Source organism: Caballeronia sp. S22, assembly GCF_964261745.1.
GTDB classification, from domain to species: Bacteria; Pseudomonadota; Gammaproteobacteria; order Burkholderiales; family Burkholderiaceae; genus Caballeronia; species Caballeronia jiangsuensis.
The window spans coordinates 1,970,614-1,997,276 of the sequence record NZ_OZ180035.1; the positions used below are offsets into that span (position 1 = coordinate 1,970,614).

Sequence of the window (26,663 nt, forward strand, 5' to 3'; positions counted from 1 at the left end):
GTTCGCGCGAGCAGCCCCCGTTTTTCGATTTGCTCGCTGTTTCTTCGCTCGCTGAATCCAACGACTTGGGTATGCCGATTGGCGCCGACGCCTTATTCCTCGTTTCAAGGATCGACATGACTTCGAGCTTCACCGCTAGCCCGTTGGACAATCTCGCAGCAAACATTGGCATCGCCCCCACCGCCGACATCCCGGCCACCGACGCACCCGCAGCGCAGGCAGAAAAGCCCGCCGGCCCCAGTTTCGAATCGCTCGGCCTTTGCGCCGATATCGTGTCCGCGCTGACCGCCGCGGGCTACCAGAACCCGACGCCCGTGCAGCAGCGCGCGATTCCCGCAGCGCTCGCCGGCCGCGACCTGCTCGTTTCCAGCCCGACCGGTTCGGGCAAGACGGCGGCATTCATGCTGCCGGCCATCGAAAAATTCTCGCAACTGCAAAAGCAGGAAGCGCAGCAGTCGCGCGAACCGCGTGACCCGAATGCGGCGCGTGGCCGTCGTCCGCAGCCGGTCGCGCGTCCGCGCCTGCTCGTGCTCACGCCGACACGCGAACTCGCGATGCAGGTTTCCACCGCCGCGACCACGTACGGCAAGCACCTGCGCCGTCTGCGCACCGTCAGCATTCTCGGCGGTGTCGCCTATGGCCAGCAATTGATGCTGCTCGCCAAGAATCCCGAGATTCTCGTCGCGACGCCCGGACGTCTGATCGATCACCTCGAGCGCGGCCGTATCGATCTGTCGAACCTGGACATGCTCGTGCTCGACGAAGCCGACCGCATGCTCGACATGGGCTTCATCGAAGACATCGAGCGTATCGTCGACGCGACGCCGGCCTCGCGTCAGACGCTGCTCTTCTCCGCGACCATCGACAGCAAGATCACGTCGCTGACCGGGCGTCTGCTGAAGGATCCGGAGCGCATCGAGATCGTGCAGAAGCTCGAAGCGAACGGCAACATCGCGCAGGCCGTGCATTACGTGGATGACCGCGATCACAAGGATCGTCTTCTCGACCACCTGTTGCGCGACTCCGGTCTCGATCAGGCGATCGTCTTCACGGCGACGAAGAGCGACGCCGATCTCATCGCCAATCGTCTCGCCGACGCGGGCTTCGAATCCGCCGCGCTGCACGGCGATCTGCCGCAAGGCGCGCGCAATCGCACGATCCGTGCGCTGCGCGAGCGCCGTGTGCGCGTGCTGGTCGCGACGGATGTCGCGGCGCGCGGCATCGACATTCCCGGCATCACGCACGTCTTCAACTACGACCTGCCGAAGTTCGCGGAAGACTACGTGCACCGTATCGGCCGTACCGGTCGAGCCGGCCGTAGCGGCACGGCGGTGAGCCTCGTGCATTACGCCGAAATGGGCGCGCTGAAGCGCATCGAGCGCTTCGTGCGCACGCCGCTGCCGGTGAACGTCGTTGCGGGCTTCGAGCCGCGCAGGGCGCCGCCGAAGGGTGGTTTCGGTGGCGGCGGCGGTCGTGGCCGTCCGGGCGGCAACGGCGGCGGTGGTCGTCGTTTCGGCGGCAACGGCGGCGGTAGCAGCAGCAGCGGCCGGGGCTTCGGTCCGGGCAACGCGGGCGGCTATGGCAACAAATCGAACGCAGGTTCGCGTGACGGCGGCGGCTATCGTGGCGGCAACAGCGATGGCGGTTATCGCGGTGGCAACAGCGACGGCGGTTATCGCGGCGGCAACCGTGGCGAAGGCGGCTTCGGCTCGCGCGACGGCTACAGCGCACGCCGCAACGACGGCCCGCGCGCCCCGCGCCGCGGCAGCTAAGCGGCTTTCAGGGAACGGTTTCGATCACCGTTCTCTGATTCGACAAAAAACCGATGCCTCGCGCATCGGTTTTTTTTCGTCCCGTCGCCAAATTTCACGATGTGCAATGTTCTTTTGTGTCGCAAAAGATGTGCTGCGCGGCACAAACTCGTCCGTTGCAAGATAGAAAACATCGTTCCGCGATACGGTATGCCGATCGTATCTGATTGATTTATTGCGATAAAAATAATGCGTAAATCTCCTTCCGAGGGGTGTTTCGCAGATCGTCGTTTGCCTAGACTCTTATATAAGAGTTGAGCAAACGTAGGCCGCCCACCCAGGCGCATCGCAGCTCAAAGCCATTTCAGGAAGATCAGTCCGGTCTAGAGGAGAAACGCCATGACCTCACGCCAACAACAGGCCCAGCAACTCCAGCAGCAATGGGAATCCGATCCGCGCTGGAAAGGCATCAAGCGCGGCTACTCGGCGGATGACGTCGTGCGTCTGCGCGGCTCGGTGCAGCCGGAGCACACGCTCGCACGCCGCGGCGCCGAGAGGCTGTGGGCGTCGATTCACGAGGAGCCTTTCGTCAACGCGCTCGGCGCGCTGACCGGCAATCAGGCGATGCAGCAGGTCAAGGCCGGCCTCAAGGCGATCTATCTGTCGGGCTGGCAGGTGGCCGGCGACGCCAACGTCGCGGGCGAAATGTATCCGGACCAGTCGCTGTATCCAGCGAACTCCGTGCCGCTCGTCGTGAAGCGTATCAACAACACACTCACGCGCGCCGATCAGATTCAATGGTCGGAAGGCAAGAATCCGGGCGACGAAGGCTATATCGACTACTTCGCGCCGATCGTGGCCGATGCCGAAGCGGGCTTCGGCGGCGTGCTCAACGCGTTCGAACTGATGAAGGCGATGATCGAAGCCGGCGCGGCGGGCGTGCACTTCGAAGATCAACTGGCATCAGTCAAGAAGTGCGGCCACATGGGCGGCAAGGTGCTCGTGCCGACGCGCGAGAACGTCGCGAAGCTGTCGGCCGCGCGCCTCGCTGCGGACGTGTGCGGCGTGCCGACGCTGCTCATCGCGCGCACCGATGCCGAAGCCGCCGATCTCGTCACGTCCGACATCGACGACAACGACAAGCCGTTCCTCACCGGCGAGCGCACCGTGGAAGGCTTCTTCCGCACGAAGCCGGGTCTCGCACAGGCGGTTTCGCGCGGCCTCGCCTACGCGCCGTACGCGGACCTCGTGTGGTGCGAAACCGGCAAGCCGGATCTCGAATACGCGAAGAAGTTCGCCGAAGCGATCCACAAGCAGTTCCCGGACAAGATGCTGTCGTACAACTGCTCGCCGTCGTTCAACTGGAAGAAGAATCTGGACGACGCGACCATCGCCAAGTTCCAGCGCGAACTGGGCGCGATGGGCTACAAGTTCCAGTTCATCACGCTCGCGGGCTTCCACGCGCTGAACTACTCGATGTTCAACCTCGCGCACGGCTACGCCCGTTCGCAGATGAGCGCGTTCGTCGAGTTGCAGCAGGCCGAATTCGCCGCCGCCGACAAGGGCTTCACGGCGGTGAAGCATCAGCGCGAAGTGGGCACGGGCTACTTCGACGCCGTCACGCAGACGGTCGAGCGCGACGCATCGACGACCGCGCTGCACGGCTCGACCGAAGACGAGCAGTTCTTCGACAAGAAGGTCGCGTAATACCGCATCAGGCAGGTTGAATCAGGGAGAGCGGTGAAAAGAAGCATCGGCCGTGGCGCATGCAGCAATGCGCCACGGCCCGACGCTCAAACGAAAGCGCGTCGCGTGCGCTTTTCGTTTGAGCATCAGCGGTACACGATGACCGGAATCTTCGTATGCGTCAGCACGCGCTGCGTTTCGCTGCCGATAAGCAAGCTTCCGAGGCCACGACGTCCGTGCGATGCCATCAGAATCACGTCGCAGCCGTTTTGCTCGGCTGCCTCGATGATGCCGATATACGGCGCGGCATCGATGCTCGTCACGCTCGTGCAGGCCACGCCGGCGCTCTCGGCGGCGCGCTCGACCGCGCGCAGGTGCTCACGCGCTTCGTTTTCGGCGCGGGCGTGGAAGTCGTCGGGCGGCTCGACGGCGACATCGGCGAAAGGCGAATACGGATATTGCGGCAGGCACGCGTAAGCCGTGATGCGCGCGCCAACGGATTGCGCGAGATCGATCGCGCCGTCGATGGCCTTTTGCGATAGCTCGGAGCCGTCGGTCGGCACGAGTATGTGTTTGAACATGGCGTCCCCCGTCACGTTTAGGTGCGTGGTTGTATTGTAGTAACGGGGATGGAAGCGGAGAAAGTTTCGATGAAAGTGCGCGGCGAAGCGCCGCTTCGGCCGTCGCTGTGCGCCCGCATAGGAATCCGAAGTTTCTCCAGGGACTCACCCCCAATACCCCGTCGCGTTATACGTATGTTTGAGCAGATCGAGAAACAATCGCACACGCAACGGCAAATGCCTTCTCTGCGGAAACACCGCATGAATGCCGATCGGCGGCGCGGCGAACGCATCGAGCACGCTCATGAGACGCCCCGCGCCGATGTCCTCGCCCACTTCCCACCACGAGCGCCACGCGAGGCCGCGACCTTCGAGACACCATTCGTGCAGCACCGCGCCGTCCGAGCACTCCATCGTGCCGGAAACCTTGATCGTCACGACCTTGCCGTCCTGCTCGAATACCCAGCCGCGCTGCTGATTCGCCGACGCGCCGAGCGCGAGGCAGTTGTGATGGGCGAGCGCGGCGAGATCGGCGGGCTCGCCGCGCTTCGCGAGATAGTCGGGCGATGCGACGCACACGCGCCGGTTCTCTCCGAGTTTCAGCGACACGAGAGACGAATCCGGCAGTTCGCCCAGACGCACCGCGCAGTCGAAGCCTTCGTTGACGAGATCGACCATGCGGTCGGTCAGATCGAGACTGACGGACACATCCGGATGCAGCGTCGTGAACTTCGGCACGAGCGACGCGACGTGACGTCGCCCGAAGCCCGCCGGCGCCGATACGCGCAAATGCCCGCTCGCCTTCACGCCGCCCGCCGAGACGCTCGCCTCCGCGTTCTGCATGTCGTTGATGATGCGCTGGCAGTCCTCGAGAAACGCGGAGCCTTCGAAAGTGAGCGTGATCCTGCGCGTGGTGCGCACGAGCAGCTTTACGCCGAGCCGCTCTTCGAGAGCATCGAGCCTGCGCCCGATGACAGCCGGCGCGATGCCCTCCGCCTGCGCCGCCGCCGAGAGGCTGCCCTTCGCGGCAACCGAGGCAAAGGTCTCAATCTGCTTGAATCGATCCATGCGTGTTCGTCGTCAATAAGGGTACGCACGCTCAGATTAGATAAGCAAAAGTAAAAGATCAAGTGATGCTGCGGTGCTTTTACCATCACTGAGATCACGAATACAATCGATTCCGACCTCTAAACGGAGCGCACGGCTATGTCGGCCATAACGACACCCGCATCGTCCTTCGAATCCTCCATGCTTCCCCGAGCAGTCATCTTCGACGCTTACGGCACGCTCTTCGACGTCCATTCGGTCGTCGCGGCCGCCGAGCAGCTTTTTCCCGGCCAGGGCGACGCGCTCTCGAAGCTCTGGCGCCGCAAGCAGATCGAATACACGCAACTGCGCACGCTCGCCGATCCGGCGGGCGCGCATTACGAGCCTTTCTGGAAGATCACGATCGATGCGCTGCGCCACGCCGCCGCGCGTCTGAAACTCGCCGACGCGCTGACGAGCGCCGCCGAGAAGCGGCTGATGGACGAATACGCGTGCCTTTCCGCCTTTCCCGACACCGTGCCCGCGCTCAGATCGTTGCGCGATGACCTCGCGATGCCGCTTGCGATTCTTTCGAACGGCAACCCGCCGATGCTCGACGTCGCGGTGAAAAGCGCCGGCATGAGCGGGCTTTTCGATCACGTGCTGTCGGCCGATTCGGCGCGCGCCTACAAGCCCGCCGCCGCCGCATACGAACTCGGCACGCGTGCCTTCGGCGCCGCCGCGCGCGACATCGTGTTCGCGTCGAGCAACGGCTGGAACGTCGCCGGCGCGACATGGTTCGGCTACACGACCTTCTGGATCAACCGCGCCGCGCTGCCATTCGAGGAACTCGGCGTCACGCCGCATGGCAGCGGCCGTGGCATGGCCGAACTCATCGCGTTCATCGAAGGCGGCGCTGCGCGCGCGGCGGCCGCATCGAAAAGCCGCAAATCGGGCAGCGCACGCCGGCCGCCCAGCACTTAGCCGCCGGCTGCCTTTTCATTGTTTCAAGCACAACCACTAGCAAAACCGTCTGACCGACCAAGGAGAAAACCATGACGCATCCATCGAATCCGCTTTCGCTTCCGAAAGGCATGGCAATCTCAGCCGACATCAAGCCCGGCTACGAGACCATCCTGACGCCCGAGGCGCTGGCGTTCGTCGCCTCGCTGCATCGCCAGTTCGAACCGCGCCGCCAGCAACTGCTCGCGGCGCGCGTCGAACGCACCAAACGTCTCGACGCGGGCGAGCGCCCCGGCTTCCTCGAAGAAACGAAATCGATCCGCGAAGGCGACTGGAAAGTCGCGCCGCTGCCGAAGGATCTGCAACGCCGGCGCGTAGAGATCACGGGTCCGGTCGAGCGCAAGATGATCATCAACGCGCTCAACTCCGGCGCGGATTCGTACATGACCGACTTCGAGGATTCGAACGCGCCGAACTGGGACAACCAGATCGTCGGCCAGATGAACCTGAAGGAAGCCGTGCGCCGCACGATCTCGCTGGAGCAGAACGGCAAGTCGTACAAGCTCAACGATACGATCGCGACGCTGATCGTGCGTCCGCGCGGCTGGCATCTCGATGAAAAGCACGTGAGCGTCGACGGTCAGCGCGTGTCGGGCGGGATCTTCGATTTCGCGCTCTTCCTCTTTCATAACGCGAAGGAACTGATCGCGCGCGGCAGCGGCCCCTACTTCTATCTGCCGAAGATGGAAAGCCATCTCGAAGCGCGCCTGTGGAACGACATCTTCGTCGCGGCGCAGGAAGGCGTCGGCATTGCGCGCGGCACGATTCGCGCGACGGTGCTCGTCGAAACGATTCTTGCGGCCTTCGAGATGGACGAGATCCTGTACGAGCTGCGCGAGCATAGCTCCGGGCTCAACGCGGGCCGCTGGGATTACATCTTCTCGGCGATCAAGAAGTTTAAGAACGACACGAACTTCTGCCTCGCCGATCGCGCGAAGATCACGATGACCTCGCCGTTCATGCGTGCCTATGCGCTCGAACTGCTGAAGACCTGCCACAAGCGCAACGCGCCGGCGATCGGCGGCATGTCCGCGCTGATTCCGATCAAGAACGATCCGGCAGCGAACGACAAGGCGATGGGCGGCGTGCGCTCCGACAAGGCGCGCGACGCGACCGACGGCTACGACGGCGGCTGGGTCGCGCATCCGGGACTCGTGCCGGTGGCGATGGAAGAGTTCGTGAAGGTGCTCGGCGACAAGCCGAATCAGATCGAAAAGCAGCGCACCGACGTGCAGGTTACCGCGCACGATCTGCTCGATTTCCGTCCGGAAGAGCCGATCACCGAAGCGGGCCTGCGCAACAACGTGAACGTCGGCGTGCACTATCTCGGTTCGTGGCTCGCGGGCAATGGCTGCGTGCCGATCCACAACTTGATGGAAGACGCCGCGACCGCGGAGATTTCGCGTTCGCAAGTGTGGCAATGGATCCGCTCGCCGAAGGGCAAGCTCGAAGACGGCCGCAAGGTCACGGCCGCGATGGTGCGCGACATCACCATCGACGAACTGGAGAAGGTGAAACAGGCCGTCAGCGCGACTGGCGCGGACACGAAGCCTTACGAGCGCGCCGCGAAGATCTTCGAGGAAATGTCGACATCGGCGCAGTTCACCGAGTTTCTGACGCTGCCGCTGTACGAGGAAATCTGAGCGTTTCGCGGGTTCTGACGCATGACGGAAAAACGGCCTCAGGGCCGTTTTTCCGTTTGGCGCGCCTCATGGATCGAGCACGGCGTGTGCTACATTGCGCATCGTCTTTTCAACGATTCAACCGTGGAGCGCACTCACCGTGCGAACGACAGCATGAGCAATATCCAGCTCGATATCGAATGGACCGAAGCGGCATCGCGCAAGATCGAAAAACTGATGCCGCGCAACGTGAACAAGGACTCGTATCTGGCGCTGCCGCCGGTCGAATGTCTGCCGATGGAAGGCGACGTGCTTTTCCTCGGGCCGAGCGGCAAGCAGCAGCCGTTCATCGTCGCGGAGCGCCAGTATCATCACGACGGCGACGCCGACTGGACCATCATCCTCATCCTCGACGTGCCGCACGAAACGCACTGAAGACGGTCTTCGCCGTCAGACGATCTTGCTCGCTACGCGGACCTCGCCGTGCTCGTATAGATCCGGCGCTTTGGCGCGAAACGCCTGAATATGCGCCGATTCGCCGTGCTTCGCGAGCGCGGCTTCGCTCTCCCAGCGTTCGACGAAGATGAAGCGCCGCGGCTCCTTGATGTCGCGGTGCAAGTCGTACTGCAGCGCGCCCGGTTCCTTGCGCGTCGGCTCGACGTTGGCTTCGAGCACTTGCCTCAGTTCCTCTTCCTTGCCCGGCTTGGCGACGAAAATAGCGACGACGGCAACTTCCGACATGAGTGTTCTCCTGTTTTCGTTGAAACGATGAAATCAGGAGCATAACCGTGCGCGACGGACATCGCCGAAAACACCGATTGGCGTGTCAAAAGAAAAAGCCCGCGTTCCAAGCGAACGCGGGCAAAAACCGTCGCCCTACGAGGATAGGCGACGGGGCCATCGGGGTTCGCGCGTAGCGAACCAATCGTCTGTTTGTACGGTGCGACACGCCGGATGAGCGCGCTTTCGAAGAGCTTCGGGCGGGTGAATTACGCCATTGATGCAATGTACTGTCCACGCGTTCATTTCTATAAGCTTTTGCGCACATTTCCCGATAGAAAGAATTGTCTGCGCAATTCTTACCCGACGCTCGCATTTCTATGCATGCTGAATAAATCGTTTGCGCGGATGGGGCGGCGTAGGAGGCCATAAAAAAACCGCCTCGTAAACGAGGCGGTTTTTCGGGCGATCGAGCTTGGAAAACGATCAGCTGATCTGGTCGGCGAGCAACGCCATGATCTGGCGCGCCTGCGGGGATGAATCGAGATCCCCCTTGTCGTCGACGATCGCCACGCGCGTCTGCTGCTCGGTGACGGCGCGCACGTTGACCTGATATTGCTTCGCCTTCATTTCCTTGCGGCCGTGGAACACCTGGCTCCAGAAACCCTGCTCCGCCGATGTCTTGTCCGTCGGATCGACATAGCGCACGAAGTAGACGCCCTTGCTGCGGTCGCGATCGTCCACCGTGAAGTTGGCGCGATCGAGCGCGATGCCCACGCGCAACCACGCGCGGTCATACGCTTCCGGCAACGTCAGTTGCGACGACGTGGCCTCAGGCACGACCTCGTTGCGGATAGGCGAGTTGCCGGCGTTCGTGACGTTCTGCGCCGCAACCGACGCGGCCTTCGAATCGCCGCCCTTCGCGGCGCCCGCCGCACCGGCTGCACCGGCCGGCGCCAGCGTGTCGAGCGGCGTCGCGCCGCCCAAAGCCGCCCGTTGATCGGCCATCGCGAGCGAGGACATCAGGCGCTTCAGATATTCGTTTTCGAGCGCCGGATCGTTCGGGCGCGCCTGCCACTGGCTCGAATCGTTGTTCACGCCGGTCAGCGCCTCGCGCATGCCCTTCTGACTGATGAACACGTAGGTGCCGCCGCTCGGCGCCGTTTCGAGGCGCGTGCGGTATTTGTTGCGCTCAGCCGTGACATACGAATTGCCCGTTGCCTTGGAGAGGGTGTCGCGGATCAGGCCGTCCGAAATCTGCGGATGGGTTTCGTTCCAGTCCGTTTCCATCACGCCCTTGTCGCGCTGATCGACGACGAGCAGGAAGCCCTGCTCCTGCCAGAAGCGGCGAACCTGCGGCCACACCTGATCGGGCGTCTTGCCATCGACGACGAGCCAGCGCTCGGTGCCGTCGCGTTGAACGTGCATGCCCGACACCGGCGGAACCACCGTGGGCGCGTTCGGTGCGACTTTCTGGACTTGCTGGAGCTCGGACAGCGACGTCTGACCGCCCTGCGGCGGCAGCGAGCGCTGGTCGGCCGCTTCATCGAGCAGATTCGGCGGAACGGCGAGAGACACCTGTTTCGAACGCTGATCGCTCTTGTAGTTGAATGCGTTGGGATTGGACGAGCCACATCCCGCCACGATTCCGGCCACCGCGAAAAGCGCAGTGATGCGCTTGGTTACACGAAAATCTGTCATTTGGAGAAGTCCTTCCGCTACGCCACGGGCGTTCTTCCGTGGATCAACCCAGCATTTTACCGGTCCGGCGCCGCGCCGTGAAAAAAAGAGGACCAGGCAGCCTCTGGCGGGCGTTTGGAGCGCGCACATTTCAGAAGTTGCTCTTCGCCGCTGAATGCGGATCGAAAGCAGCTAAATAGCGCATTTCCATCTCGTATTTAAGTCGCTCCGCATCGAATTGACAATTTATGACAATCACAAAAAACGGCAATTCCACCTGTCGCCGTTTGCAACATAATGATTCTTATGAAGTTTCATCGGTTCGACTTGCAGATTCGATCCGTTTGCTTCTGCCTGTCGCCCCGTATCGCCTTGTCGTGCTTATCTCTAAAATCTCTTCCAGAAAATAAGAAGAGTCCTAATTAACGGAGAGAAAGCATATGAGAAAGATCAGAATTCCTCACTACGTGATCGCGGGCCTGACGATCCTCGCAAGCAGCGCGACCGCGCCCGCCTTCGCGCAACTCGGCGCGACCGGGCGCGCTGCCGGGGCATCGGACAGCGATGTCGTGCAGAAGGCGCAGGACGCATTCGTGCAATATCGCGAAACGATCGACGCGCAAGGCATCGTCGTGCGTGAGTATGTCGATTCGAGTGGCGCGGTGTACGCGGTTTCCTGGCGCGGGCCCGCCATGCCGGACATCCACTCGCTGCTCGGCGCGTACTTCGAGACGTTCAGGCAAGGCGCGAATGCGTCGGTGGGCGATGCCGGCCTGCATGCGACGCGCGTCGAGCAAGGCGATCTCGTCGTCGAAAATCGTGTGCGGCTGCGCGAGTTTAGCGGACGCGCATGGCTCGCGAGCGCCCTGCCGCCGGGCGTGATGTCGACCGACATCCAGTAAGGAGCCGACGATGAACACTCGCGCCCTTCTCTCGATGCCCCTGCTCGCGCTCTGCGTCCTGCTTCACGGCTGCGGCGGCGGCGGTGGCTCGGACGGCAGTTCCGCCGCGCCGCCCCAGCAGGCAAGCGCGCCAGCGACAACGAGCGCGCCGAACACAGCGAGCGCCGCCGTGCCCGCAAGCGCGCCATCGACTTCGTCCGCGAACACGAGCGTGGTGCAATCGACGACGCCCAACGTCCAGACGATCCGCGTCACCAGCACGCCCACCAACACGCGCAACATGCTGCAAACCAGCGTGACGATCTGCGTGCCTGGCACGAACACCTGTCAGACCATCGATAACATTCAGGTCGATACCGGCTCGCATGGCCTACGCGTCCTCGCATCCGCGCTCAGCCCGTCGATTGCGTTGCCGCTCGTCGCGGGCAGCAATCAAAGCGCGATCGTTGCGGAATGTGCGGTGTTCGGTTCCGGCTATACGTGGGGCGCGGTGCGTACGGCCGATGTCCGGCTCGCCGGCCAGGTCGCGCGCTCCACATCCGTCCAGTTGATCGCCGATAGCGCCGCATCCGGCGCTCCACAGGATTGCAGCCAGTCCGGCCTGCCGATGCTCACCGCGTCGTCCTTGCGCGGCAACGGCATACTCGGCGTCGGGCCCTTCACCGCCGATTGCGGCGCCGGATGCGCGGTGTCCGCGTTGCCGCGCTGGTACTACAGTTGCATCTCGGGCAACTGCGTCGCGAGCACGCTGGCGGTCGCGCAGCAGGTGACCAATCCGGTCGCCAATTTCGCCACCGACAACAACGGCGTGCTCATCGAGCTTCCCGACGTACCGGACAGCGGCGCGGCCACCGTGACCGGAACGATGACGTTCGGCATCGGCTCGCAATCGAACAATCTGCTCGGCTCGGCGACGGTCCTCAAGTCGAGCTCCGTGTCCGGCTATGTCACGACGGATTTCGGCGGCAGCCAGTACGGATCGAGCTTCATCGACAGCGGATCGAACGGCGTCTTCTTCCCGTCGACGACACTGGCCCGATGCGGCGTGTGGTACTGCCCGTCCTCACCGCAGACGATCGCGGCGACGATCCGCTCGTCGAGCGGCGCGCAAAGCGCGGTGAGCTTCACGGTCGCGCAATCGACGGCGTTGTTCGGTACGGGCAACTTCGCCTTCGATAATCTCGCTGGCACGGCGAGCGGCTTCTTCGACTGGGGCTTGCCGTTCTTCTACGGGCGCCGCGTGTTCACGGCGCTCGAAGGACGCGCGACGCCGGCGGGACCGGGACCGTATTACGCGTTCTGATTCCAGAAACGAAAAGCCGTCTCCGGTTGCCCGGAGACGGCTTTCTGTCGAATGTGTCGAACGTGTCGAACGTGTTGCGTGACTACGCCTTGCTTTCCTCGTCGAAGATCTTCTGCGCGAGGTGGAAGGCCGAATTGGCCGCCGGCACGCCGCAGTAGACCGCCGTCTGCAACAGCACTTCCTTGATCTCGTCCTGCGTCACGCCGTTGTTCTTCGCCGCGCGCAAGTGCAACGCGAGTTCCTCGCCGCGGTTCAGCGCGACCATCATCGCGATCGTGAGAAGGCTGCGCGTATGGCGCGGCAAGCCCTCGCGCGTCCAGATCTCGCCCCATGCATAGCGCGTGATGAAGTTCTGGAACTCCGTCGTCAGCTCCGTGCGATTCGCAAGCGAGCGGTCCACGTGCGCATCGGACAGCACCGCGCGGCGCACCTTCATCCCGGCTTCGTAGCGTTCGTCGTCGGTCATTTTTGTTCTCCGATGAAATCGAGGACGGCGCGCGTGTAGTCGTCGCGCTTTTCGATGTTTGACAGGTGCGCCGCGTCCAGTTCGAGGTAACGCGATCCGCCGATGTAACCCGCGAGTTCGCGGCCCTGCTCGGCCGTCGTCGACAGATCGTGCGTGCCCGCGATCACGAGCACCGGCAGCGTGATCGTTTTGGCTTCGTCGCGCAGATCGGCGTCGCGGATCGCCTCGCAGTTCGACGCGTAACCGTCGCCCGAGGTGTGGCGAAACACGTCGCGGATATTCGCGAGTTCGAGTTGCTCGCGCTCGATGAACGGCGCGGTGAACCAGCGTGCGATCACGGCGTCGGTCAGCGCGGGCATGCCGCCCGGCTCGCGCGCCTTCGCGGCGCGCGGCGTCCACACCGCGTCCGAGCCGATCAGCGCGGCGGTGTTAGACAGCACGACGCGCGAGAAGCGCTCCGGATGACGCGCGGCAAGACCGATGCCGGTCAGCCCGCCCATCGACAGGCCGCAGTAATTCGCGCGCTCGATTTTCAGATGATCCATCAGGCCGATCACGTCGCCGATCAGTTGATCGATCGTGTACGGTCCTTTTGGCACATCGGAATGGCCGTGGCCGCGCGTGTCGTAACGCACCACGCGGAAATGCTTCGCGAAGGCTTCGATGTTCGGCGTCCACATCGAGACATCGGCGCCGAGCGAATTCGACAGCACGAGCCACGGCGCGTTGTCGCCCGCCGTGACATCGATGCGATAGTGAATCCGCGTTCCGTTCACTTCGGCAAGAGGCATGTTTTTACTGCTCCTGTTTTTTCGAGTTGGCGCTCGCAATGGCGGCGGCGACGAACGCCTGCGCCTGACCGACGTAGTTCGCCGGATCGAGCAATTGCTTCAGTTGATCTTGCGACAGATGGCGCGTGACGGTTTCGTTCGCGGCGAGTTCGTCGAAGAGCGAGGTGCCGTTCGCGACCGATGCCTTCGATGCGCCTTCGACGAGCTTGTGCGCATCGAGCCTGCCGATGGCGTCGCCGAGCGCGAGCATCACCGCTTCGCCGAGCACGAGGCCGTTCGTCGCATCGAGATTGTGCGCGAGACGTTCGACGTTGACTTCCATCGACGGAACGATGCCCACGATGTTCGCGAGCGCGCCCGCCGTGAGACGCGCGAGATCGGGCAGCGCTTCCCATTCGGCCTGCCAGCCGCCCAGTGCGCGTTCGTGTTCCTGAACCATGCCGGCGAAGATCGTCGCGACGAGATTCGGCGCGCGCGTCGCGGCGGTGAGCACCGCGGCGCAGCCGACGGGATTGCGCTTGTGCGGCATCGTCGATGAACCGCCCTTGCCTGCCGCAGCGGGTTCCGCGACTTCGCCGACTTCGGTCTGCATCATGAGCGAGATGTCGCGCGCGATTTTGCCGAGCGTGCCCGTCAACATCCCGAAGAACGACGCGCTTTCGGCGATACGGTCGCGCTGCGTGTGCCACGGCAGCGCGGGCAGCGTCAGCTTCAGATCTTCGGCGAGCGATGCCGCAACGGGCAGCGCCTTGTCGCGCAGACTCGCGAGCGTGCCCGCCGCGCCGCCGAATTGCAGCACCAGCGAGCGTGAACGCAACTCGCCAAGACGCTCACGATGGCGCGTCACCGCATCGAGCCATTGCGCGAACTTCAGGCCCAGCGTGATCGGCAGCGCCTGCTGAAGCCAGGTGCGGCCGATCATCGGCGTTTTTTTGTGCGCTTGAGCCTGGATGACGAGCGCATCGGAAAGTGCGAGTAAATCGGCATCGAGCAGATCGAGCGCCGCGCGCAATTGCAGCACGACGCCCGTATCGATGATGTCCTGACTCGTCGCGCCCCAGTGCACATACTTCGCGGCTTCGGCATCGCTCGCCTTCACGACGGCCGTCAGTTGCTTGACGAGCGGAATCGCGAGGTTGCCGCCCGCTTGCGCGCCGGTCATCAGCGCGTTTGCGTCGATGTTGTCCGCGTTGCAAGCGGCGACGATCGACTCGACCGCGCTCGAAGGAATCACGCCATGCAGCGCCGAAGCGCGCGCGAGCGCAGCTTCGACGTCGAGCATCGCCTGCACGGTCGCACGCGGCGACCAGATTTCGTTCGCGGCGGCGTTGCCGCAAACGAGATCGGTGAGACGTCCCGTGGATGCGAACATCGGGTCAGACGCGCTCGATGATCATCGCGATGCCCTGGCCCACGCCGATGCACATCGTGCACAGCGCGAAGCGGCCGCCGGTGCGATGAAGCTGATAGCTCGCGGTCGTGACGAGACGCGCGCCCGATGCGCCGAGCGGATGACCCAGCGCGATCGCGCCGCCGTTCGGGTTCACGCGGGGATCGTCGTCGGCGACGCCGAGCATGCGCAGCGTCGCGAGTCCTTGCGACGCGAACGCTTCGTTCAGCTCGATCACGTCCATCTGGTCGATGGTCATGCCAAGACGCGCAAGCAGCTTCTGCGATGCCGGACCCGGACCGATGCCCATCACGCGCGGCGGCACACCCGCGGTGGCGAGGCCGAGAATGCGCGCGCGCGGCGTGAGGCCGTGGCGCTTCGCGCTTTCTTCGTCGGCGATCAGCATCGCGACCGCGCCGTCGTTCACGCCCGACGCGTTGCCCGCCGTCACGCTGCCGTCCGGACGCACGACGCCCTTCAGCTTCGCGAGCGCTTCGAGACTCGTTTCACGCGGATGCTCGTCCTTATCGACGATGAGCGCGTCGCCCTTTTTCTGCGGAATCGTCACCGCGACGATTTCCTGCGCCAGCGTGCCGTCTTTCTGCGCGCGCGCCGCCTTCTGCTGGCTGCGCAAGGCGAACGCGTCCTGATCGGCGCGGCTGATCTTGTAATCGTCCGCGACGTTCTCGGCGGTCTCGGGCATCGAATCGACGCCGTATTGCTTCTTCATCAGCGGATTGATGAAACGCCAGCCGATGGTCGTATCGTGGATCTCGGCGGAACGCGAGAATGCGCTCGTCGCCTTGCCCATCACGAACGGCGCGCGGCTCATGCTTTCAACGCCGCCCGCGATCATCAGGCTCGTCTCGCCCGCCTTGATCGCGCGCGCCGCGACGCCGATCGCGTCCATGCCCGAACCGCACAGGCGGTTCACCGTCGAGCCCGGCGTGCTGATCGGCAAGCCCGCGAGCAGCGCCGACATGCGCGCGACGTTGCGATTGTCCTCGCCCGCCTGATTCGCGCAGCCGTAGATCACTTCTTCGACGGCTTCCCAGTCCACTTCCTTGTTGCGCTCGACGAGCGCGCGCAGCGGCACGGCGCCGAGATCGTCGGCGCGCACCGAGGACAGCGAACCGCCGTAACGGCCGATCGGCGTGCGGATGGCATCACATACGAAAGCTTCTTTCATCAGTTGCTCCAGTTCTCTTTGTGTCTCTCAGGCTCAGGCGGCTTCGGTCAGCGGCGCGTATTGAAGCGGCACCTTGGCCAGCTTCTGCAATTCTTCGAACGACAGGCCTTCCACGATCTCGCGCACGACGAAGCCTTCCGGCGTCACGTCGAACACGGCGAGGTCGGTGTACACGCGGTCCACGCACTGCACGCCCGTCACCGGATACGAACATTCCGCGACCAGCTTGCTTTCGCCCTGCTTCGTGAGCAGTTCCATCATCACATAGACCTGCTTTGCGCCGATCGCGAGATCCATCGCGCCGCCGACGGCCGGAATCGCGTCGGGCGCGCCGGTGTGCCAGTTCGCGAGATCGCCCGTCGCCGATACCTGGAACGCGCCGAGCACGCAGAAGTCGAGATGGCCGCCGCGCATCATCGCGAAGGAGTCCGCGTGATGGAAATACGCACCGCCCGTGAGCAACGTCACGTGCTGCTTGCCGGCGTTGATGAGTTCGTCGTCTTCCGAGCCCGCAGCGGGCGCCGGGCCCATGCCGAGCAGACCGTTTTCGCTGTGCAGGAAGATTTCGCGATCTGCCGCGAGGTGATTGGCGACGAGCGTCGGCACGCCGATGCCCAGATTCACGTAGGCGCCTTCGGGAATATCCGCGGCCACGCGCTTGGCCATTTCGTCACGAGTGAGTTTCTTCATGGCTTTTCGTCCTTAAGCTGCGAGTTCGGCTTGATGCACGGCTTGCGGCACTTCCACGACGCGCTGCACGAAAATGCCCGGCGTCACGATGTTTTCGGGGTCCAGCTCGCCGAGCGCGACGACCTTCGACACCTGCGCGATCGCCGTTTTCGCGGCGCTCGCCATGATCGGGCCGAAGTTGCGCGCAGTTTTACGATAGACCAGATTGCCCCAGCGGTCGCCCTTGAATGCCTTCACGAGCGCGAAATCCGCGTGCAGCGGCGCTTCGAGCACATAGTGCTTGCCGTCGATCACGCGTGTTTCCTTGCCTTCCGCGAGCTTCGTGCCGTAACCGGTCGGCGTGAAAAAGCCGCCGATGCCCGCGCCCGCCGCACGGATGCGCTCGGCCAGATTGCCCTGCGGCACGAGTTCCAGTTCGATTTCGCCCGCGCGATAGAGCGCGTCGAACACATATGAATCCGTCTGACGCGGGAACGAGCAGATGATCTTGCGCACGCGCTTGGCCTTGAGCAGCGCGGCCAGGCCCGTGTCGCCGTTGCCGGCGTTGTTGTTGACGATCGTGAGCTCGCGCGCGCCCTGCTCGATGAGCGCGTCGATCAGCTCGGACGGCATGCCCGCCGTGCCAAAACCGCCGATCATGATGGTCGCGCCGTCGTGGACGTCGGTCACGGCCGAGGCGAGCGAATCGAAAATCTTGTTGATCATGTGCCGTTCCTTCTCCTGTTTCGGGACTGCCGATCCGCGATCGCGCTTCCCGAATTCGGGTTTACCAGTTGGTAATCAGACTTGCTTCAAATTGTTCGTCATGCGAACATGGATTCGTTTAGCGAACATCGGCATGTTAGTCCTGCGTTCGTTGTCGTGTCAACGAAGCATCTGCAAACCTCGGGTTTTCACGGAGTCGCCGACCGTCCGCCTCTTTCCTGACGAGCCTTATGAAGAATTCAGCCACGCTCAATCCGGACGCCGAGCCGCAAGACGCGCAGGCGCGCCCCGGTGATGCATACGTCCAGTCTTTCGCGCGCGGGCTCGCGGTGATCCGGTCGTTCGATGCGAACCGCTCCGCTCAGACACTGACCGATGTCGCCGCCGCGACCGGCCTTACCCGTGCGGGCGCACGCCGCATTCTTCTGACGCTGCAGGCGCTCGGCTACGTCGAGGCCGACGGGCGTCTCTTTCAACTTACGCCGAAAATCCTCGATCTCGGGTTCGCGTACCTGACTTCGATGCCCTTCTGGAATCTCGCCGAGCCGGTGATGGAAGACCTCGTCGAGCAAGTTCACGAAAGCTGTTCGGCGGCGGTGCTGAACGGCGCGGAGATCGTCTATGTGCTGCGCGTGCCGACGCACAAGATCATCACGCAGAATCTGTCGATCGGCAGCCGCCTGCCCGCGTTCTGCACGTCGATGGGCCGCGTGCTGCTCGCCGCGCTCGACGATGCGCGTCTCGACGAAGTGCTCGATGCGAGCTCGCTCGTCGCGCGTACACCGCGCACGATTGTCGACCGCGACGCGTTGAAGGAAGCGATCGCCGTGGTGCGCCGTCAAGGCTGGGCGATCGTCGATCAGGAACTGGAGGAAGGACTGATTTCGATGTCCGCGCCGATCCGCGACCGGCAGGGGCGCGTAATCGCGGCGCTGAACATCAGCGGGAACGCCCAGCGCAAGAACGCGAAGCAGATGGTGAAGGCGTTTTTGGAGCCTTTGCAGGAAGCGGCGCAGCGCGTGTCGGACATGGTCGCGCGGCGCGGCTGATGGCGCGCGTTGACGTGGAGAATGCCGCGCGCCAACATCGTTGGCGGAGCATCACGCCATGAACGACCTCGATCTGAATCTGATTCCGTACCTCGTCGCCATCGAGGAGACGCGCAACGTGAGCCGCGCGGCCGAGCGGCTCGGCGTGAGCCAGCCGCGTGTGTCGACGGCGCTCGCGCGCCTGCGCGAGCACTTCAACGATCCGCTCTTCGTGCGCACCTCGCGCGGCATGGAACCGACGCCGCGCACCGTCGCGCTCGTGCCCGCGGCGCGCGAGGCGCTGGCCTGCATCGAGCGCGGCCTGCTCGACCGGCAGCACTTCGACGCGTCGGCGAGCACGGACACTTTCTCGATCGCGCTGTCCGATGTCGGCGAAATCGTCTTCCTGCCGCGGCTCCTGCAGGCGTTCGCGAAGGAAGCGCCGAACGCGAATCTGCGCTCCGTGTCCGTGTCCCACGGCGATGTCGAGCGCGGGCTCGAAACGGGCGACATCGATCTCGCGGTCGGCTATTTTCCGGACCTGCGCGGCAACAACTTCTTTCAGCAGCGGCTCTTCTCGCATCGCTTCATCTGTCTGATGCGGCGAGATCATCCGTTCGCGAGCGAGCCGCTTACGCTCGAGCGCTTCATGCAATCCGGCCACGCGGTCGTGCGCGCCGAAGGCCGCAGCCAGGAGATTCTGGAGAATTTTCTCGACAGGGAACGCGTGCGCCGCCGCGCGGTGCTCGAGACGCCGCACTTCATGAGCCTGCCGTTCATCCTGTCGCGCACCGATCTGATCGCGACCGTGCCGCATGCAATTGGCTTCGCGTATGTCGCCGAGCATGCGTCGATCACGCTCGCCGAGCCACCGCTCGCGCTGCCGCGCTTCGATCTGAAGCAGCACTGGCATCGCAAGTTCCACAACGACGCGCGCACGATGTGGCTGCGCCGGATCGTCGCGTCGCTCTTCAACGACGAGCTCGACGAGTGGCCCAAGTAGCCTTTAACGCCGGTTGTCGATGCTCCACGCGCCCGGTCCCGCCGCCGCGATGAACAGAAAGATGAACGAGAGCAGCACGGCCGGCTCGCCCTGATTCAGGAGCGGCAGAAGGAAATGCCCATTCGGTGCATGTCCGATGAAATAAGCGAACGCCAGTTCGCCCGACAGCACGAAGGCCGCCGCGCGCGTGAAAAAGCCGATCAGCACAAGCACGCCGCCGACCAGTTCGATGATGCCCGCCGCGCCGAGCAAGGAGAAGAGTGGAAGGCCGTCGAACATCGCGATATGCGGAACGTGAAACAGCTTGGCGCTCGCGTGCGTGAGCAACAGATACGAAGCGACGATGCGCAACAGCGCGTGCACGTAGCTCGCTAGCGCCGGCACGCTGGGCGAGACTGAGCGAACTTGAGTCGTAGACATCGGAATACTCCTATGAAGGTGGATTACCTCAAGTCTAGGCAGACACCGTCCGTCGATAAATCCGGCTAATATTGGCGTTTTGTTTCCGCACAGGAAATGATCGATGGATGCTTTGACCAGCCTGCGCGTATTTCGCGAAGTCGTCGACGCGGGAAGTTTCGTGAAAGCCGCGGAGCGGCTCGACATCTCCACCGCCATGACGAGCAAGCACGTCGCCAATCTGGAACGTCAATTGGGCGTGCGCCTCCTGAACCGCACGACGCGCCATCTGAGCCTCACGGAAGCCGGCAACGTCTATTACGAGCAGTGCAGCGAGGCGCTCGACATCCTGCAGGCGGCGGAAGCCGCGGTCGGCGTGCAGACGGCGCAGCCGCAAGGCGTGCTCAAGGTCACCGCGCCGGGTTGGTTCGCCAATCGCACATTCGCCGATCTGCTCGTCGCGTATCAGGCGCGCTATCCGAGCGTGCTTGTCGATCTGCGGCTGGAGAACCGCTTCGTCGATCTGGTCGAGGAAGGCTACGACATGGCGATCCGCGCGACATCCGAGCCGTCGCCCTCACTGATCGTGCGGCCGCTGTGCAAGATGCCCTTCGTGCTCGCCGGCTCGCGCGCCTATCTCGAACAGCACGGCAAGCTTCGCCATCCGGACGATGTCGCACGTCATCGTTTCGTGTTGCCGACATACACGAACGTCGACTCCGTGACGCTGACCGGGCCGGATGGCGCGTTCACCGTGAAGAATCAGGCCGTGCTCAAGACCAACGATACGTCGATGGCGTTGCAACTCGTGCGCGCCGGACTCGGCCTCGCGTATTTTCCGGCGTGGATCGTGGAACCCGAGCTGGCATCGGGCTCGCTCGTACGCGTGCTGCCGAGCTATACGGCGTTCGCGCCGTCGGTGTACGCGGTGTATACGAGCCGAAAATACATGACGACGAAAGTGCGGACCTTCATCGACTTCCTCTCGGAGTCGTTGGCCGATCGGCCAATTTAATTAGGATTACTCTTATTTTATCGATGAGTCTCGCGTGTGAATATCGCGCCGCTTCCGGATCGGCGCTCGAGACGCGACAGGAAATTACATCTTGCGCCGCCGGGATCGTCCCTGTTACCCGAAAGCGAGGCACGCGCGATATGGATTTCCCTTGGCTTCCCCTGACCTTCAGTCTGACCTTGCTTGGCCTGGCGCTCTTTATCTGCCGCGCCGTGAACGCGAGCCTCGGCGCGCTGAAATGGAACGGCGCACTGCTCTTCCTGGCGCTTTGCGTATTGGCGATGCTTCTGGATTTCACGCTGACGATGGTGTTTGCATCCGCGGGCTTCCATGAGCGCACGAAATACGACAGCCTCGGATCGAGGATCGCGTGGAGCGAGCGGATCGTCACGTATCTGGTTCCGTGCGCGATATCGCTGCTGATGGCATTGAGGTTTCGTCGGCGTCAGCGCTTCGCGCGCGCGAATGCCCACGGCCGGAGCGAAACGGAGCGCGAAGGCGCGGTGCAGATTCAAACCTCGCCTTACACGCAATCCGAGTTGACGCTTTGACGCGCAGCGAGTGAATTTGGTGAGTGCAACAGCGAAATTGTTCGGAGCAGTTCTACTATTCGTTTCTCTCTGATATACTTTTGCTCTTTCGGGGCGTAGCGCAGCCTGGTAGCGTACCTGCATGGGGTGCAGGTGGTCGGAGGTTCAAATCCTCTCGCCCCGACCAGAAATCAAAGGCTCTCCGGCTTTCGCCGGAGAGCCTTTTTTCTTTGGCCGATCACAGGCCGTCGTATCGATGAAGACGAGCACGAACAATGGCATATAACAAGCTCAACAACCCGCGCGCTTTTCCCGGCAACAGCAACTACGGCATGTCACTGCGAGACTACTTCGCGGGGCAGGCGCTGGCTGGCGCAATGGCTGGCGACAGCCTTCCCATCGACGCGCCACCCGAGCTCCTCGAACAGCGCGCGCAACTCTACTATCGCCTGGCAGACGCCATGCTCAGGATCCGCGCCGAAGAGGAAACCCTGACCAACGCGACCGCCATGATGGGCATGAGCATCTGACACCGTTCGCGCTGACCGAACACGGCCGCAATACAGACGCCCAGCGCCTCTTTACTCAAACGTAAAAGCCGAAAAAACACTTGTATGTCAGTGATTTAAGCCTTAGTCTTAAGGTGATATATAAGGAACGGCGCGCCATGCCTTTGTCTGTCCTAGCGACCGCCCAACAGCGGCGTATCCGATCTGGTCGAACCTGCTCCGCCTTGCACGCGGAAGTCGCCCGATGGTTCGATCCGGCGAGCCGCGCGCGCGTCACGCGCTTCGGGCGCATCTATCCCGGCGGCAGCCGCTATGTGTGCGTGAGCGCGACCACGCCCGGCCGATGCTTCGCGCTCTACTTCTTCCACCACGGCACCGACGACTGGCGCATCTATCCGCCGTGGGGCGTCGGGCCGAGCATCGTCTATTGGTCGATCAACGTGAAGATGCCGGTCACCCGTTCCGAAACGGCGGCAGGCCCGAAGCGGCGCTTTCGCGCGGGCATCAAGTCTTAGCCGCGGGCAGCGTCTGCCCGGTCATGGTCTCGTCGACGGCGCGCTTGTACACCTTCGCCACGTCGGCCGCCGCGATGCCTTGCGATCCATCCTTTCCCATCGACGCCAACGTTTCCGAGACCCAGCCCGGACTCACGACGTTCACACGCAGCTTGCCCTGCAACTCGAGCGCGGCGGCGCGCACGAATCCCTCGACGCCCGCATTCACGAGGCTCACCGCCGCGCTGCCGACCATCGGATCTTGAGCGAGCGTGCCGCTCGTCAGCGTGACGGAACCGCCTTCATCGACATGACTGATCGCGCAGCGCACGAGATTCACCTGCCCCATGAGTTTGTTCGCGAGGCTGAAGGCATAGTCGTCATCAGCGAGCGCATCGAGCGGCGCGAACTTCGCAGCGCCGCCGACACACACGACAGCGCCGACCTTCCCGACCTTCTCGTACATCGCGACGATGCTCGCCTTGTCCGACAAATCGACGGCTATGTCCGAGCCCTTGCGGCTCGCGCTGATCACTTCGTGCGCGGGCTCGAGAATCCGTTTGATCTCCGTGCCCAACATCCCAGTTGCGCCAACGAGCAACACTCGCATAAGCCCTCCTGAATCGATGTGATGAAGCCGCAGCGCCCACGCCCGGCGCGGCGACGAGGAAACAGCAAGCAACCATGCTACTGCCGTCGCCGGTGGCGTGCAGCGCGCGTCGTACGGACGAAAAAAATGCCGCGACGAATCGCGGCATTTTGGATGCGGATCACGGCGGCACTCATCCGCCCAGGAGATCGATCACCTGAAGAATATCCTTGCGAAGCTGATCGACATCGACGCCCGGTTGCGCTTGCGCCGACGCCTGGGGGTCGTCCATCTCGGCTTCATCGCTGATCGCGCGCCCTTGTGAATCGAGCCGGTTGCGCGCACCGTTGATCGTGAAACCCTGTTCGTACAGCAGGTCGCGAATGCGCCGGATCAGCAAGACTTCGTGATGCTGATAGTAGCGTCGATTGCCCCGCCGCTTGACCGGTCTTAGTTGCGTGAACTCCTGTTCCCAATAGCGCAGCACGTGAGGCTTGACGCCGCACAACTCGCTGACTTCGCCAATCGTGAAGTAACGCTTGGCGGGGATCGGAGGCAAGACGACTTTTTCCATCGTCGATCAACCATCGTTATAAGTGATGTCGATTGAAGCGCGGTGGTCATGCAGCGCGGCGCGAGTCTCCGCGCGCCGCCGGGACATCAGCGAGTGAGATCGGTCTCCGCTCCCGTTTCGACCAGCGCCTTCAGCTTCTGACTTGCATGAAACGTGACGACCCGCCGCGCGGCGATAGGAATGGCCTCGCCCGTCTTCGGGTTGCGGCCCGGACGCTGAGGCTTGTCGCGCAGCTGGAAGTTGCCGAAGCCGGAGAGCTTGACGCTCTCGCCGCTCTCCAGCGCATCGCGAATGACTTCGAAGAAGGCTTCGACCATGTCCTTGGCTTCGCGCTTGTTCAGACCGACGTGATCGAACAGCATCTCGGCCAGTTCGGCTTTGGTGAGCGTCGGCGTGTCGCCGGGCGCGCTCGTGGTCGGGGTATCTCGGGTCATGGCGCTACGCTGCGCCGAAAGAAGGGCTTCGAAATCACTCGAGTTCATTTGGTTCATATCGGTAGACCGGCGCTTGCCACATTGAAGACTTGGCGATTGAGACGGAAAGGGCCAACTGCAGGCTATCCGCGTAACCGCGCGCCGTGTACTCGAGCCAGGCGATCCACCAGCGTTTTGATAGCCGTATCGACCGTTTCGTCCTGAAGCGTGCCGCCAGTATCTTGCAACGTTACACGGAAGGCAAGACTTTTCTCATGTGCTCCCAAGCCGCCGGAAGTATTTGATTTTGGACGAAATTCATCGAAAAGCGCAACCCTTGTGACGTGTCTGCAAGCGGCCTCCGAGCGGGCGTTTTCGAGCTCGTCGAGAAGCGCCTGAACCGGCACGTGTTGATCCACGACAATCGCGATATCGCGCCGCACGGGCGGAAATTTCGACACCTCGGACGGCGTCGGCAACGCGCGATCCATCAGCGCCTCAGCATCGATTTCGAAGAGGATCGGCGCATTCGGCAAATCGTACTTTTGCAGCCAGCGCGGATGCAGTTCGCCGATCCAGCCGACCGCGCGCCCCGCCACTTCGATACGCGCGCTGCGTCCCGGATGCAGCGCCGGATGCTCCGCCTTCACGAAGCGCGGCGCGACCGGCGCGAAGAGCGCTTCGACGTCGCCCTTCACGTCGAAGAAGTCGACGTTGCGCGAAGCCGCGCCCCACTGCTCCTCGATCACCGGACCATACGCGAGGCCGCCGATCATCTTCGGTTGCGCGAAGCCTTCGACCGCGAGTTCGCCCGCCTTCACCGATGCATCGCGATGGAACACGCGACCCGCCTCGAACACGCGAATACGGTCCGCGCGACGGTTCAGGTTATGGCGCAGCACTTCGATCAGGCTGCCGAACGTCGTCGTGCGCATGACCGAGAGCTGGCTCGCGATCGGGTTGAGCAGCCTGATCGGGTTGTCGTTGCCAGCGAAGTCCTTCTCCCACTCGGCATCGACGAAACTGAAGTTCACCGTCTCCGAGTAGTCGCGCGCGGCCACTTCATGGCGCAGCGTGTGGATTGAGCGCTTCGTCTCGTTCGTGATGCGCATCTCGCTGCGCGCCACCGGCGGACGCGCCGGAATCTTTTCGAAGCCGTAAATACGCGCGACCTCTTCGATCAGGTCTTCCTCGATCTCGATATCGAAGCGGTACGGCGGCGGCGTGACCTTGAACGTATCGCCGTCGCGTTCGAACGCGAGGTTCAGGCGCGTGAAGATCCGCGCGATCTCTTCGGCGCCAATCTCAACGCCGATGATGCGATGCGCGCGCGACACGCGCATCGACACCGGATTGCGCTCAGGCACGTTGACGATCTGATCGTCGACCGGACCGGCCTCGCCGCCGCAAATGTCGAGGATCAGGCGCGAGATGCGTTCGATGTGCTCGACGGTCGTCGAGTAATCGACGCCGCGCTCGAAACGATGCGCCGCATCAGTCGAGAAATTGTACTTGCGCGCGCGGCCGCGAATCGAGTCCGGCCACCAGAACGCGGCTTCGAGATAGATGTTGGTCGTGTCGAGCGACACGGCGGTGCTGTCGCCGCCCATGATGCCGGCGAGGCTTTCGAGATGGTGATCGTCCGCGATCACGCCGACGGTTTCATCGACCTCGATGGTGTTGCCGTTGAGCAGCTTCAGCGACTCGCCCTTCTTGCCCCAGCGCACTTCCATCGCGCCGTGGATCTTGTCGAGATCGAACACGTGCGACGGGCGGCCGAGTTCGAGCATCACGTAATTCGAGATATCGACGAGCGCGGAAATGCTGCGCTGGCCCGCGCGTTCGAGACGCTCGACCATCCATTGCGGCGTCTTCGCGTGCGCGTTCACGCCACGGATCACGCGGCCGGAAAAACGGCCGCACAGATCGGGCGCCATGATCTTCACGGGCAGCTTTTCGTCGAGCTTCGTTTCGACGGCGGGCATGTCCAGTTGCTTGAGGGGCGCGCCGGTGATCGCGGCGGTCTCGCGCGCGACGCCGAACACCGACAAACAATCCGCCTTGTTCGGCGTGAGCTTGATCTCGAACACGGTGTCGTCAAGGTTGAGCGCCTCGCGGATGTCCTGACCGACCTTTGCATCGGCGGACAGGATCAGCAGACCGCTGTGATCTTCCGAGAGTTTCAGCTCGCGCGCCGAGCACAACATGCCCTGGCTATCGACACCGCGCAGCTTCGTCGGCTTGATCGCGAACGGCTCGCCGCCCGCTTCGGCCGGTGGCAGCACCGCGCCGATGAGCGCCACCGGCACCTTGATGCCCGGCGACACATTCGGCGCGCCGCACACGATGTTCAACTGCTCGCCCGTGCCGGCGTCGACCTGACAGACATTGAGCTTGTCGGCATTCGGATGCTTGGCGACTTCGAGCACCTGCCCGACGACGATCTTCGTGGTCGGCGGCGCGACCGGACGCAGATCTTCGACTTCGAGACCGGCCATCGTCAGCGCGTGCGCGAGTTCGTCAGTAGAGAGCTTGGGATCGACGAAACTGCGGAGCCAGGATTCTGGGAATTGCATGTGTGTCTACGTTCGAAATGTTTGGAGTC

The 26,663-nt window shown here is 63.2% G+C and carries 28 protein-coding genes and 1 tRNA gene; 14 read left to right on the forward strand and 15 right to left on the reverse strand.

Going from position 1 to position 26,663, the window contains the following annotated elements; genetic code table 11:
* Window positions 1–116: 116 nt before the first annotated feature.
* Both ACEN42_RS09260 and aceA read left to right on the forward strand, forming a co-directional pair.
* Window positions 117–1,772, forward strand: coding sequence for a DEAD/DEAH box helicase (locus ACEN42_RS09260; protein WP_371879768.1), 1,656 nt, complete (start codon window positions 117–119; stop codon window positions 1,770–1,772).
* Window positions 1,773–2,150: 378 nt separating this feature from the next.
* Entirely contained in the window at window positions 2,151–3,458 is a 1,308-nt protein-coding gene (gene aceA, locus ACEN42_RS09265) for an isocitrate lyase (RefSeq protein ID WP_238210410.1), read from the forward strand.
* A 125-nt stretch (window positions 3,459–3,583) separates the two neighbouring features.
* Here the strand turns inward: aceA and ACEN42_RS09270 are convergent, their stop codons facing one another.
* On the reverse strand, window positions 3,584–4,018 hold the full coding sequence (locus ACEN42_RS09270; RefSeq protein ID WP_035503489.1) for a universal stress protein: 435 nt from the start codon (window positions 4,016–4,018) through the stop codon (window positions 3,584–3,586).
* Window positions 4,019–4,162: 144 nt separating this feature from the next.
* Entirely contained in the window at window positions 4,163–5,065 is a 903-nt protein-coding gene (locus ACEN42_RS09275) for a LysR family transcriptional regulator (protein ID WP_035503487.1), read from the reverse strand.
* A gap of 180 nt (window positions 5,066–5,245) precedes the next feature.
* On the opposite strand from ACEN42_RS09275, the gene ACEN42_RS09280 reads away from it, so the two are divergent.
* The 3 genes from ACEN42_RS09280 (at window position 5,246) to ACEN42_RS09290 (ending at window position 8,103) form a co-directional block, all read left to right on the forward strand.
* Complete coding sequence (locus ACEN42_RS09280; protein ID WP_371879769.1) at window positions 5,246–6,007, forward strand: haloacid dehalogenase type II; 762 nt, start codon at window positions 5,246–5,248, stop codon at window positions 6,005–6,007.
* Window positions 6,008–6,078: 71 nt separating this feature from the next.
* Entirely contained in the window at window positions 6,079–7,689 is a 1,611-nt protein-coding gene (gene aceB / locus ACEN42_RS09285) for a malate synthase A (RefSeq protein WP_371879770.1), read from the forward strand.
* A gap of 153 nt (window positions 7,690–7,842) precedes the next feature.
* Window positions 7,843–8,103, forward strand: a complete 261-nt coding sequence (locus tag ACEN42_RS09290) for a hypothetical protein (RefSeq protein WP_035503563.1) — start codon at window positions 7,843–7,845, stop codon at window positions 8,101–8,103.
* A gap of 15 nt (window positions 8,104–8,118) precedes the next feature.
* Here the strand turns inward: ACEN42_RS09290 and ACEN42_RS09295 are convergent, their stop codons facing one another.
* Window positions 8,119–8,409 (reverse strand): putative quinol monooxygenase, encoded by a 291-nt coding sequence (locus tag ACEN42_RS09295; RefSeq protein ID WP_035503481.1) that lies wholly within the window; start codon window positions 8,407–8,409, stop codon window positions 8,119–8,121.
* 465 nt (window positions 8,410–8,874) lie between these two features.
* Complete coding sequence (gene bamC, locus ACEN42_RS09300; protein ID WP_371879771.1) at window positions 8,875–10,089, reverse strand: outer membrane protein assembly factor BamC; 1,215 nt, start codon at window positions 10,087–10,089, stop codon at window positions 8,875–8,877.
* A gap of 419 nt (window positions 10,090–10,508) precedes the next feature.
* Between bamC and ACEN42_RS09305 the strand changes: the two genes are divergently transcribed.
* Window positions 10,509–10,970, forward strand: coding sequence for a DUF2844 domain-containing protein (locus tag ACEN42_RS09305; protein WP_238210404.1), 462 nt, complete (start codon window positions 10,509–10,511; stop codon window positions 10,968–10,970).
* A 10-nt stretch (window positions 10,971–10,980) separates the two neighbouring features.
* Window positions 10,981–12,273, forward strand: a complete 1,293-nt coding sequence (locus ACEN42_RS09310; protein WP_371879772.1) for a DUF3443 domain-containing protein — start codon at window positions 10,981–10,983, stop codon at window positions 12,271–12,273.
* An 82-nt stretch (window positions 12,274–12,355) separates the two neighbouring features.
* Here the strand turns inward: ACEN42_RS09310 and pcaC are convergent, their stop codons facing one another.
* From pcaC to ACEN42_RS09340, 6 genes are read right to left on the reverse strand one after another with little or no spacing between them, the layout of a single operon-like run.
* Window positions 12,356–12,739, reverse strand: coding sequence for a 4-carboxymuconolactone decarboxylase (pcaC, locus tag ACEN42_RS09315; RefSeq protein WP_238287955.1), 384 nt, complete (start codon window positions 12,737–12,739; stop codon window positions 12,356–12,358).
* On the reverse strand, window positions 12,736–13,530 hold the full coding sequence (gene pcaD / locus ACEN42_RS09320; RefSeq protein WP_371879773.1) for a 3-oxoadipate enol-lactonase: 795 nt from the start codon (window positions 13,528–13,530) through the stop codon (window positions 12,736–12,738). The genes pcaC and pcaD overlap by 4 nt, the downstream gene beginning before the upstream one ends.
* A gap of 4 nt (window positions 13,531–13,534) precedes the next feature.
* Window positions 13,535–14,902, reverse strand: a complete 1,368-nt coding sequence (locus ACEN42_RS09325; RefSeq protein WP_371879774.1) for a 3-carboxy-cis,cis-muconate cycloisomerase — start codon at window positions 14,900–14,902, stop codon at window positions 13,535–13,537.
* Window positions 14,903–14,906: 4 nt separating this feature from the next.
* Window positions 14,907–16,109, reverse strand: coding sequence for a 3-oxoadipyl-CoA thiolase (gene pcaF / locus ACEN42_RS09330; RefSeq protein WP_187604946.1), 1,203 nt, complete (start codon window positions 16,107–16,109; stop codon window positions 14,907–14,909).
* 33 nt (window positions 16,110–16,142) lie between these two features.
* Window positions 16,143–16,799 (reverse strand): 3-oxoacid CoA-transferase subunit B, encoded by a 657-nt coding sequence (locus ACEN42_RS09335; RefSeq protein WP_250483479.1) that lies wholly within the window; start codon window positions 16,797–16,799, stop codon window positions 16,143–16,145.
* Window positions 16,800–16,811: 12 nt separating this feature from the next.
* Entirely contained in the window at window positions 16,812–17,504 is a 693-nt protein-coding gene (locus tag ACEN42_RS09340; protein WP_035503462.1) for a 3-oxoacid CoA-transferase subunit A, read from the reverse strand.
* A gap of 230 nt (window positions 17,505–17,734) precedes the next feature.
* Between ACEN42_RS09340 and ACEN42_RS09345 the strand changes: the two genes are divergently transcribed.
* Both ACEN42_RS09345 and ACEN42_RS09350 read left to right on the forward strand, forming a co-directional pair.
* Window positions 17,735–18,553, forward strand: coding sequence for an IclR family transcriptional regulator (locus ACEN42_RS09345; RefSeq protein WP_250483477.1), 819 nt, complete (start codon window positions 17,735–17,737; stop codon window positions 18,551–18,553).
* A gap of 58 nt (window positions 18,554–18,611) precedes the next feature.
* Window positions 18,612–19,535 carry a LysR family transcriptional regulator gene (locus ACEN42_RS09350; protein ID WP_238210392.1) on the forward strand — a complete coding sequence of 308 codons (924 nt, stop codon included), beginning with the start codon at window positions 18,612–18,614 and terminating at the stop codon, window positions 19,533–19,535.
* A gap of 3 nt (window positions 19,536–19,538) precedes the next feature.
* On the opposite strand, the gene ACEN42_RS09355 is transcribed toward ACEN42_RS09350, so the two are convergent.
* Window positions 19,539–19,955, reverse strand: a complete 417-nt coding sequence (locus tag ACEN42_RS09355) for a DoxX family protein (protein WP_371879775.1) — start codon at window positions 19,953–19,955, stop codon at window positions 19,539–19,541.
* 103 nt (window positions 19,956–20,058) lie between these two features.
* On the opposite strand from ACEN42_RS09355, the gene ACEN42_RS09360 reads away from it, so the two are divergent.
* From ACEN42_RS09360 to ACEN42_RS09380, 5 genes are all read left to right on the forward strand, one after another.
* Window positions 20,059–20,949 (forward strand): LysR family transcriptional regulator, encoded by an 891-nt coding sequence (locus ACEN42_RS09360; RefSeq protein WP_035503454.1) that lies wholly within the window; start codon window positions 20,059–20,061, stop codon window positions 20,947–20,949.
* Window positions 20,950–21,089: 140 nt separating this feature from the next.
* Window positions 21,090–21,500, forward strand: coding sequence for a hypothetical protein (locus ACEN42_RS09365; RefSeq protein ID WP_187604951.1), 411 nt, complete (start codon window positions 21,090–21,092; stop codon window positions 21,498–21,500).
* Window positions 21,501–21,589: 89 nt separating this feature from the next.
* Window positions 21,590–21,666 (forward strand) — tRNA-Pro (locus ACEN42_RS09370).
* Between the two features lie 88 nt (window positions 21,667–21,754).
* Entirely contained in the window at window positions 21,755–22,009 is a 255-nt protein-coding gene (locus ACEN42_RS09375) for a hypothetical protein (protein ID WP_250483474.1), read from the forward strand.
* Window positions 22,010–22,212: 203 nt separating this feature from the next.
* Window positions 22,213–22,503, forward strand: coding sequence for a hypothetical protein (locus ACEN42_RS09380; protein ID WP_187604953.1), 291 nt, complete (start codon window positions 22,213–22,215; stop codon window positions 22,501–22,503).
* Here the strand turns inward: ACEN42_RS09380 and ACEN42_RS09385 are convergent.
* The 4 genes from ACEN42_RS09385 to pheT form a co-directional block, all read right to left on the reverse strand.
* Window positions 22,493–23,092 carry a short chain dehydrogenase gene (locus ACEN42_RS09385; RefSeq protein WP_371879776.1) on the reverse strand — a complete coding sequence of 200 codons (600 nt, stop codon included), beginning with the start codon at window positions 23,090–23,092 and terminating at the stop codon, window positions 22,493–22,495. The genes ACEN42_RS09380 and ACEN42_RS09385 overlap by 11 nt on opposite strands.
* A 172-nt stretch (window positions 23,093–23,264) precedes the next feature.
* Window positions 23,265–23,645, reverse strand: coding sequence for a MerR family transcriptional regulator (locus tag ACEN42_RS09390; RefSeq protein ID WP_371879777.1), 381 nt, complete (start codon window positions 23,643–23,645; stop codon window positions 23,265–23,267).
* 86 nt (window positions 23,646–23,731) lie between these two features.
* Window positions 23,732–24,136: an integration host factor subunit alpha gene (locus ACEN42_RS09395; protein WP_035503442.1), complete on the reverse strand. Its 405-nt coding sequence runs from the start codon at window positions 24,134–24,136 to the stop codon at window positions 23,732–23,734.
* A 65-nt stretch (window positions 24,137–24,201) separates the two neighbouring features.
* Window positions 24,202–26,634: a phenylalanine--tRNA ligase subunit beta gene (gene pheT, locus ACEN42_RS09400; RefSeq protein ID WP_371879778.1), complete on the reverse strand. Its 2,433-nt coding sequence runs from the start codon at window positions 26,632–26,634 to the stop codon at window positions 24,202–24,204.
* Window positions 26,635–26,663 lie beyond the last annotated feature (29 nt).

Coding starts and splice junctions, on each gene's coding strand:
- ACEN42_RS09260 (WP_371879768.1), top strand. CDS start 117: ATGACTTCGAGCTTCACCGCTAGCCCGTTGGACAATCTCGCAGCAAAC.
- aceA (WP_238210410.1), top strand. CDS start 2,151: ATGACCTCACGCCAACAACAGGCCCAGCAACTCCAGCAGCAATGGGAA.
- ACEN42_RS09270 (WP_035503489.1), bottom strand. CDS start 4,018: ATGTTCAAACACATACTCGTGCCGACCGACGGCTCCGAGCTATCGCAA.
- ACEN42_RS09275 (WP_035503487.1), bottom strand. CDS start 5,065: ATGGATCGATTCAAGCAGATTGAGACCTTTGCCTCGGTTGCCGCGAAG.
- ACEN42_RS09280 (WP_371879769.1), top strand. CDS start 5,246: ATGCTTCCCCGAGCAGTCATCTTCGACGCTTACGGCACGCTCTTCGAC.
- aceB (WP_371879770.1), top strand. CDS start 6,079: ATGACGCATCCATCGAATCCGCTTTCGCTTCCGAAAGGCATGGCAATC.
- ACEN42_RS09290 (WP_035503563.1), top strand. CDS start 7,843: ATGAGCAATATCCAGCTCGATATCGAATGGACCGAAGCGGCATCGCGC.
- ACEN42_RS09295 (WP_035503481.1), bottom strand. CDS start 8,409: ATGTCGGAAGTTGCCGTCGTCGCTATTTTCGTCGCCAAGCCGGGCAAG.
- bamC (WP_371879771.1), bottom strand. CDS start 10,089: ATGACAGATTTTCGTGTAACCAAGCGCATCACTGCGCTTTTCGCGGTG.
- ACEN42_RS09305 (WP_238210404.1), top strand. CDS start 10,509: ATGAGAAAGATCAGAATTCCTCACTACGTGATCGCGGGCCTGACGATC.
- ACEN42_RS09310 (WP_371879772.1), top strand. CDS start 10,981: ATGAACACTCGCGCCCTTCTCTCGATGCCCCTGCTCGCGCTCTGCGTC.
- pcaC (WP_238287955.1), bottom strand. CDS start 12,739: ATGACCGACGACGAACGCTACGAAGCCGGGATGAAGGTGCGCCGCGCG.
- pcaD (WP_371879773.1), bottom strand. CDS start 13,530: ATGCCTCTTGCCGAAGTGAACGGAACGCGGATTCACTATCGCATCGAT.
- ACEN42_RS09325 (WP_371879774.1), bottom strand. CDS start 14,902: ATGTTCGCATCCACGGGACGTCTCACCGATCTCGTTTGCGGCAACGCC.
- pcaF (WP_187604946.1), bottom strand. CDS start 16,109: ATGAAAGAAGCTTTCGTATGTGATGCCATCCGCACGCCGATCGGCCGT.
- ACEN42_RS09335 (WP_250483479.1), bottom strand. CDS start 16,799: ATGAAGAAACTCACTCGTGACGAAATGGCCAAGCGCGTGGCCGCGGAT.
- ACEN42_RS09340 (WP_035503462.1), bottom strand. CDS start 17,504: ATGATCAACAAGATTTTCGATTCGCTCGCCTCGGCCGTGACCGACGTC.
- ACEN42_RS09345 (WP_250483477.1), top strand. CDS start 17,735: ATGAAGAATTCAGCCACGCTCAATCCGGACGCCGAGCCGCAAGACGCG.
- ACEN42_RS09350 (WP_238210392.1), top strand. CDS start 18,612: ATGAACGACCTCGATCTGAATCTGATTCCGTACCTCGTCGCCATCGAG.
- ACEN42_RS09355 (WP_371879775.1), bottom strand. CDS start 19,955: ATGTCTACGACTCAAGTTCGCTCAGTCTCGCCCAGCGTGCCGGCGCTA.
- ACEN42_RS09360 (WP_035503454.1), top strand. CDS start 20,059: ATGGATGCTTTGACCAGCCTGCGCGTATTTCGCGAAGTCGTCGACGCG.
- ACEN42_RS09365 (WP_187604951.1), top strand. CDS start 21,090: ATGGATTTCCCTTGGCTTCCCCTGACCTTCAGTCTGACCTTGCTTGGC.
- ACEN42_RS09375 (WP_250483474.1), top strand. CDS start 21,755: ATGGCATATAACAAGCTCAACAACCCGCGCGCTTTTCCCGGCAACAGC.
- ACEN42_RS09385 (WP_371879776.1), bottom strand. CDS start 23,092: ATGCGAGTGTTGCTCGTTGGCGCAACTGGGATGTTGGGCACGGAGATC.
- ACEN42_RS09390 (WP_371879777.1), bottom strand. CDS start 23,645: ATGGAAAAAGTCGTCTTGCCTCCGATCCCCGCCAAGCGTTACTTCACG.
- ACEN42_RS09395 (WP_035503442.1), bottom strand. CDS start 24,136: ATGAACCAAATGAACTCGAGTGATTTCGAAGCCCTTCTTTCGGCGCAG.
- pheT (WP_371879778.1), bottom strand. CDS start 26,634: ATGCAATTCCCAGAATCCTGGCTCCGCAGTTTCGTCGATCCCAAGCTC.